The sequence below is a fragment of the Ensifer sp. GW101-20A05 genome, from assembly GCF_059424735.1.
This window is the reverse complement of the sequence record NZ_JBWKZT010000038.1, coordinates 1-7309: the sequence shown is the minus strand read 5'-3', so window position 1 is coordinate 7309 and position 7309 is coordinate 1. Positions and strand designations below refer to the sequence as shown.

Sequence of the window (7309 nt, the reverse complement as noted above, 5' to 3'; positions counted from 1 at the left end):
GTGCGCGGCGGCAAGAAGTGGCAGCCCTCCTCCGTTCGAGACTTGCTGGACGAAGCCCACCGCTTCGGCCTTATCCGCCGCTGAGGGCCCGGTTCATCAGGCGACCGATCACGCGGTCTTTTTCTGGGATAACGCGAAAAACTCGCTGAACCTGGCAGAGTCCGCCGATCTTGGCCCATGTCGCATCGCAGGAAAACAGCTAATTGAGATCCGATGATCCTCGAAGACTGACAAGGTAAATCTGCGTCAAGCACCGCTTTATCCGCCACCCGATCGTGGGCCTATTCGACTCGGTACGCTTTGCGGCGGTGGTCCAGGCGTCGTTGCTTTCTCGGATCGCGTGCCTTAGCGTTGCCGTTCGGTGCATGTCGATTGCCCCCGTCTACGCGAGCGTACATGCGCTTGCTATTCGGGCCATATGGCGATCCTACCGCTAGCGGCCGACATAGTTGCGGTTGATCAGCCTACGCATTGGCGCTTGATCGCGTCGCGGCGTTAGCCAGCGGCTCTCGGAACGGCAAATGCAGAACTTCGGCACATTTGTCTGGACGCTGAGCTGGCGGTTCTGGTGACGCGTCGCCATTCGGTTGGAGTGCGTTATGTTATCTCCACCCAGACCGCTGCAATGTTCTTTAACGATAGATTGTGGTTGGCAGAGCGGTCCCCGGTGACACCGCATAGTCCGCTCGTTACTTCGGTACCGCGCATAGGAGACGGAGGCGATCGCTTTAGGGTACCCGAGCAAGCATGGGGACGATAGTAGTCGTCGCATTGTCCATTGGCGCAGGCAATGAAGCTATCGCTGGTCAAGCGGTGCCAATTTCTCCCGAAGCAAATGGGCCTCCTTGCTGTCAACTGAGAACAGAAACGGCCTTGCACAGGGTGCTTGCAACAATGTCAAAGCGCCAAGCTCGGGGTTCGGCGAAACTGTTGCCGACACTGCGCGTAGCGGAGGAATGCGAGAATGTGGGTCCCGCAGGGCAATAAGAAATGGCCCGGAAGGCAGGCTCTTTGGTTCGCCCCCAGCAAGACCCCATCGACCACGATCTGAAATCGGCGAAATCGGAAAGGAAGCCTGACGGCTCCTTGGCTGTTTTGTTAAGTTCAGGGTTTCTGGCGACGAACGATTTATGGCGCTCGCGTACATGGGGATCAAGGACGACGCGGTAGTCGGATTTGTCCCCACGACCACGACATCAGCGTATTGGACATCGTCAAGGTCCAATGGGGCGTACATCGAACAGGCGTCCGCCCTCCCCCCGAGACCTGAAATCGCGAAAGCGATCGCAGAAGTAAACAACGAAACCGCATATGAACTCCATTGCTGCGATCGGCCTTAGTCAACCTGGAATTCTAATCGCGGCGGAAGGATGACCGAGGAATCTGCTCACCGCTGAGACGCCAGCCGTCTTTCTGCTCCTTGCCCCAGCGTGACTTCACAGCCCTAATCCGGTAGCGGCTGACGATCTCGACAATGTCTCGTGTGCGTGTCGCCCGCACGCTCCATTCAGTATCGAATTCGCCTCCCGAGGATCGAATGGCGGAGTTCGCCGCCGCCGAGGATTCAAAGGAGGCAGTGTGCTTCGAAGGGTCGGTTCGGATTCGGGTGCGCTAGGCGCGGAGTGCCCCATACACGGGCCATGCATCTGGCATATGGCTATCGTACCGCCGGTCGAAGGGGGCTCGGTCCACTTCATTCGGAACATCGGCAAGCACCGTGGCTTCAAGTCATTGAAAAGCCGCCTGGTTGGCCCCGGAGGCGGCGCGACGCACTGATCGGTATAGTTGATGAAGCGGAGCTCAGCTGAGCGCATACTCGCTGAAATGACAAAACCCTGACAGCTGTCAGGGTTTTTTAGAGAGCCAATCCCGGCTTAGAAGCGCGCCGGCCCCTTGGCTTCATCTCCATCTGATTACGCGAGCAGACGGAAAGTCGCCGCGTCGGCAGCGTTGAGTTGCCCTGGCCTTCGACCGCAGCTCGCTGTGTAATCTTCGGGCATCCTTACATGGCGGCTACGATAGTCGGCTCAGGTGGACCAAAAAACCCTGACAGCTGTCAGGGTTTTGGATGTGATTTTCGCTCAATGCGGATGAGTGAATGCGAAGCTCTATTGGGTCTCTCAGGCCTCCGACTACCCGCTGGGCAGGTGTGCAGATCTGTGACAGGGCGCAAAGAGTTGAGACGATCGAGGCGAACTATGACGCGCACGCCGGCGTCGAATTTGTAAGCCGGCAGCATATTTCGTATGGCGACGATGGCGCCGTTCTGAGAGTACAAAACCCTGACAGCTGTCAGGGTTTTGTAGAGAGACCCAGGCTTAGAAGGACGCCGGCCCCTCTCCTTCATCTCCATCTCACTACGCGCGCAGACCGATAGCCGCCGCGTCGGCAGCGTTGAAATGCCGTGGTCTCCAAGCCCAGCTCGGTGTCTGATCTTCGGGCATCCTCACGTGGCGGCTACGATCGCCGGCGGGCGAGGACCAAAAAACCCTGACAGCTGTCAGGGTTTTGAGCTATTCGACCCCACGGATTATCTGGCCATGGTGGGCCACGATTGCGGCCCGAACGGTGCGGTCGCGACCTGGCGCGACCTTTTGTCTGCGGCTGTCGTGGTTCGATCGATGCTCGGGGTCAGTCCGAGCGCCTATGAGAGGCCTGCGGAATTCTTGGAGCGGAGAATGCAGCCGCCGTCATGGCGTGTATTCTCGAAAGGGCCGGGGCACATCTATTCGGCCGGCGGCTATTAGCGCAATTTGACGCGAAGGGCCGAGCGCGGCGAGTTTTCGCTTTGGCCAATGCTGATGGCTGATGCGCGCTGGCACAACTCACGTTGCCCCCCGGGACTTGCTGCGCGGTAACGCCATTATCCATTTATCGGAGCAACCACGCCTCCTGAAGCGCTTCGGTCCAACGGGCAGCGCTCCTCGTGCTCCGCTGGCGGTCACTCACGCTAGGGTGGCCCACCTCCTTCTACGCCAGACTTTTTCGTTGCGCCAAACTGTGAGGTCTAATGAACCATCGCGATTCTGCCCTTGTTGTTGATCATCATTGTCCTCATGCAAACAGAATCTCGGGAGCGATGATGAAAACGGACGACCGCGAACTCATCGTCGTGATGAAACGCTATTTCGCGGTGAAGGCCGAATTGGCCACACTTACGGCGGAGTTGGAAGCGGAGCGAAAGGCGGCCGGTGCACAAATTGGCGTGTTCTACGATCCGCGACAAAATGCCGAGCGCGCCGCCGACCTCCAACGCTCGCATCACTTGAAGGCAGAGATGGCGTCGCTTATGCAGCGGGCCGAAGCCTGGGGAAGGGCGGCAGTAGCCGCTGACCTGCGCGATAGATCGGAGGCGGGAGGTGAGCCAGAAGAGTGGCAATCGTTTGAGAGACGAGCCGATACATTGTTCGGCGCGTAGTCTCGCCTAGACGATCAGCCGGGCCGCTCGTCCATTCATTCGTTCGGCGTTGTTGTAGTAACTCGTCGCCTTGGTCACCGATTTATGCAGCGACTGCTGCATCGCTTCCGGCAGGGGAATGCCACGGTCGGCAGCCCCAGTCAGGTCAGTCCGAGCGCCTATCTGGAGGCCTGTGCGGGGACGGAGAACGCAGCGGCCACCATGGCATGCATTTTGGAAAATGGGCAGGGCAGATCAACTTGGCCGGCGGCAACTTGCGCGATCTGACGTGAAAGGCGGAGCGCTGGGAGTTGTCGCGTGCGCCGATGCCGATCGAGCGACTGGGAACCAATGGGAGGAGTGGACAGACGAGTTGGAGCGAATACGGCGGACCATTTAGGGATCGCGGTCAGCGTTATGACTTCTGTTCGCTAGAGGTTCAGAGAATACCGCGTGTGCCTTCGTTCACCAGTTCTCGTGAGTGCTCCTTTTTCGACCAAATCTTGCAGATCACGGGTGGCAGTCGCTCGAGATGTGTTGGTGATCGAGATATAGTTTTCCGCACTTAGACCACCTCGAAAGCCAGCGAGGCCCTCGCGGAACATCCGCGCGATGACCTCTTCTTGACGTTCGTTAAACTGGTCGCGGAAGCGATCGAAATATTGCGCCTTGGCAAGATGAAACGCGACGCGTTTTAGCGTCGTCTGCTGCGCCTCAAGGATGGTCTCGGCAAAGTAGACAAGCCATTCCGTTATATCGAGTGTCCGCTGATGCTGCTCAAGCTGATCGTAGTATGCTTTTCGGTAACGCTCGATAGTGAAGGCTAAGGCAATGAGGCTGGGCTGCCCGATATTTTGTGCAAGTGACTTCTCGGCCAGCGCTCGACCCAGCCGCCCATTGCCATCCTCGAACGGATGTATGCTTTCGAAGTAGAGGTGACCAATCCCGGCGCGTGTGAGGGCAGGGAGGGGAGTTTCAGCCCCGGGTGCAGATCGGTTGAACCACTCGATATATGCCGCCATCTCCGTGGGTACGCGTATCGATGGGGGAGCCTCGAAATGGATAACGGTCTTATCGTAGCGACCGGACACGATCTGCATGGCATCCTCATGTGTTCGGTACGCGCCAATAGTTGCGAGGTGACGGTTCCCGGCCATCAACATCCCGTGCCAACGAAACAGTGTTTTATCGTCCAAGCGCGTGGACCAGTTTGCATAGACGTCAACCATCATCTCTGCGACGCCGCGCTCCTGTGGCCTCACAGGTCGTGTGTCTGCCTCGAGACCAAACTGTCTGCGCAGCGAGGATTGCACACTTAAACGATCGAGCACTTCGCCCTCGATCGCGGAGGTCTTGATCGCCTCCTCGCTAAGCAGCTCGATGCGAATCTGGCTGCGGTCATCATCACTGGCATGACGGATTGCACCAATGACTTCGCCCGACGATAGGAGGAACTGCCGTTCGAGCGGCGCAAGCCGGGCGGCATCATACTTGAAGTCGGGCCAACCTTGATGTGTCCAGCTCCAATTCATGAGTTATAGATTTCCTTTCTATAACTCACTTTTGACCGAGAAAATGAGCTATAGCAAGTGCGTCAATAGCTCAATCACGCTGGCAGAAGAGAGCTGTAGTGTAGCTACATGGTGGCTGGAATTGATCGTCCAGCGCTATGCCGCTCGCACCAAGGGAAGGGGATAGCCGCAAGAAGCCGAGAACTTCGGTGCTAAATCGGAGGCAAGATCCGGAGAGGGGAGAGGGAGCAGGCAGGAAGAACTAGCACCCGCGCCCCGGGCTGGCAGCACTGAGCTGAAGCCGCGGAGCGGTAGCGACTACCGCCGCGTGGCGCTGCAGATCCTCAAGAGCGGAGCCTGGAAGTCCGTGCCCTCAGTGGCCGCTGGAACGCGACATGCAGCGGGCGGTTGGCCCCGTTGGGTGCAGTTCCAGGCGATCGCCGGTAGGTCAGTTGTCAGCCGTTCTTTTTCGTCGTTAGTGTGGCCAAATCAATGGCTTTCTTGCCAACCTTTGGGGAGGAAGCATTGAAAACCGTGGCACGTTGAGATCTGTGCGCGGTATCAAGGTGTTGATATTAGCCTGTCCGGCCGCTTAAACCTTCATAGGCGCCGAAGCCACATCGGCTTTTCGGAAATCGGAGCAACATTTATGACCCGCCAACTGTCTCTCCCACGCGACCGAATTTCCGTGCTTCTGCTGGAAGGCATTAGCCAGACCGCGGTGGACTACTTTTCTTCTTCTGGCTACACCAACCTCATTCATTTGCCGAAGGCGCTCGACGACAAGGATCTTAAGCGCCACATCGCCGACGCTCATATCATCGGCATTCGTTCCCGCACGCAGCTGACGGACGAGATTTTCGAATCCGCCAAGAAATTGTTCGCCGTTGGCTGTTTTTCCGTCGGTACGAACCAAGTCGATCTGGATGCAGCGCGGCGGCGCGGCATTCCGGTGTTCAATGCACCTTATTCAAACACGCGATCGGTGGCCGAGCTTGTGATCGGCGAGATTATCATGCTGACACGGCAGATCTTTCCGCGCTCGGCTTCCGCGCATCAAGGTGGGTGGGAGAAGTCCGCTGTCGGCAGCCGGGAGGTCCGCGGCAAAACGCTCGGCATTGTCGGCTACGGCAATATCGGATCGCAGCTCAGCGCGCTTGCCGAAAGCATGGGCATGGTCGTGCGCTACTTCGATCTTTCCGATCGGCTGCGCCGGGGCAATTCGGAGTCGATGGCTTCGCTCGGCGACCTTCTCGAAATCTCTGACTATGTGACAATGCACGTTCCCGAAACACCCTCGACGCATAACATGATCACCGAAACCGAATTGCGCCGCATGAAGAAGGGCGCCATCTTCATCAACAATTCTCGCGGCACGGTGGTCGATCTCGATGCGCTTGCGAAAGTCCTGAACGACGGGCATCTAGCGGGTGCCGCGGTGGACGTGTTCCCCAAGGAGCCGGCATCGAACAACGAGCGTTTTGAGACGCCGTTGCAAGGCTTGAGCAATGTTATTCTGACGCCGCATATCGGCGGCTCCACTGAGGAAGCCCAAGAGCGCATCGGCGGGGAGGTTTCAAGGAAGCTGGTCGAGTATTCCGACATCGGCTCAACGATGGGCGCCGTCAACTTTCCGCAGGTACAGCTGCCTGAGCGCCCGAACGGCACGCGTTTCATTCACGTGCATGAAAACCGCCCCGGCATGCTCATCCAGCTCAACGAGATCTTCTCGTCGCGCGGGCTGAACATCGTCGCTGAGTTCCTTCAGACGCTTGGCGACACGGGCTATGTGGTGGTCGAGGCCGAAGGAATTTCCGCAAATGCCGACGAGGTTCTTCAGGCCCTACGCGAAATTCCTGGAACGATACGAACGCGATTGGTCTACTGACAGCTGACCGGGGCTCAGCGCATCAGCGAATGATCGCCTTTGGTTTGGTTGCCATCGCTGAGATCGCAGGCCTGGTGGAGCCGCGTGCGGCCGGAGCTGCTCCGCCGTTCCTGCATGAGGCGTTCAGGAACTTTCGGGGAGGGGAGAGCGAGCAGGGACCGGAAGAACCCGCCGCCGCGCACGGGCCGTTCTCCCATCTGGTCCAGTTGCGGGGCAATGTCGCGAAGCGATAGGTCGGGATCGGCGATGGCGATCGCTGCCACCGACCGCAGGGTGTGACGAAACCGCATCGGCGGGCTTCTATTTGAGCGATTTGGCACCGGCGAAGATCGGCGGACTCTACCAGATTCAGTGGATTTTCCGTCACCTCAGAGAAGTTGCTGCCGTCGGTCTGGAGCCGCGCGATCGGCCGCCTGATGAACCGGGCCCTCAGCGACGGATAAGGCCGAAGCGGTGGGCTTCGTCCAGCAAGTCTCGAACGGAGGAGGGCTGCCACTTCTTGCCGCCGCGCAC

General features: G+C 58.5%; 5 protein-coding genes and 2 pseudogenes. 4 read left to right on the top strand and 3 right to left on the bottom strand.

Features of this window, described 5'->3' with window-relative positions; genetic code table 11:
- The 3 genes from AC070A_RS34440 to AC070A_RS34430 form a co-directional block, all read left to right on the top strand.
- Nucleotides 1-217, top strand: a 217-nt coding sequence (locus AC070A_RS34440) for a hypothetical protein (protein ID WP_494773643.1), incomplete at its 5' end; no start/stop codon positions are given.
- A 2182-nt stretch (nucleotides 218-2399) separates the two neighbouring features.
- Entirely contained in the window at nucleotides 2400-2747 is a 348-nt protein-coding gene (gene repC / locus AC070A_RS34435) for a replication initiation protein RepC (protein WP_113738004.1), read from the top strand.
- A 335-nt stretch (nucleotides 2748-3082) separates the two neighbouring features.
- A complete protein-coding gene (locus tag AC070A_RS34430; RefSeq protein WP_425989244.1) occupies nucleotides 3083-3418 on the top strand; it encodes a hypothetical protein in 336 nt (111 codons plus the stop codon).
- 6 nt (nucleotides 3419-3424) lie between these two features.
- Here AC070A_RS34430 and AC070A_RS34425 read toward each other — a convergent pair.
- A pseudogene (locus AC070A_RS34425) lies at nucleotides 3425-3562 on the bottom strand (integrase); the annotation flags it as partial.
- A gap of 266 nt (nucleotides 3563-3828) precedes the next feature.
- On the bottom strand, nucleotides 3829-4929 hold the full coding sequence (locus AC070A_RS34420) for a Fic family protein (RefSeq protein WP_113738033.1): 1101 nt from the start codon (nucleotides 4927-4929) through the stop codon (nucleotides 3829-3831).
- Between the two features lie 628 nt (nucleotides 4930-5557).
- Here AC070A_RS34420 and serA point away from each other — a divergent pair.
- Nucleotides 5558-6796: a phosphoglycerate dehydrogenase gene (gene serA, locus AC070A_RS34415; RefSeq protein ID WP_057252917.1), complete on the top strand. Its 1239-nt coding sequence runs from the start codon at nucleotides 5558-5560 to the stop codon at nucleotides 6794-6796.
- Nucleotides 6797-6966: 170 nt separating this feature from the next.
- Here the strand turns inward: serA and AC070A_RS34410 are convergent.
- Nucleotides 6967-7074 (bottom strand): annotated as a pseudogene (locus tag AC070A_RS34410) (recombinase family protein); the annotation flags it as partial.
- Between the last annotated feature and the right edge of the window lie 235 nt (nucleotides 7075-7309).

What these genes read in the sequence shown, in the direction of transcription:
- repC (WP_113738004.1), top strand. Translation starts at nt 2,400, where the DNA reads ATGCCGTGGTCTCCAAGCCCAGCTCGGTGTCTGATCTTCGGGCATCCT.
- AC070A_RS34430 (WP_425989244.1), top strand. Translation starts at nt 3,083, where the DNA reads ATGAAAACGGACGACCGCGAACTCATCGTCGTGATGAAACGCTATTTC.
- AC070A_RS34420 (WP_113738033.1), bottom strand. Translation starts at nt 4,929, where the DNA reads ATGAATTGGAGCTGGACACATCAAGGTTGGCCCGACTTCAAGTATGAT.
- serA (WP_057252917.1), top strand. Translation starts at nt 5,558, where the DNA reads ATGACCCGCCAACTGTCTCTCCCACGCGACCGAATTTCCGTGCTTCTG.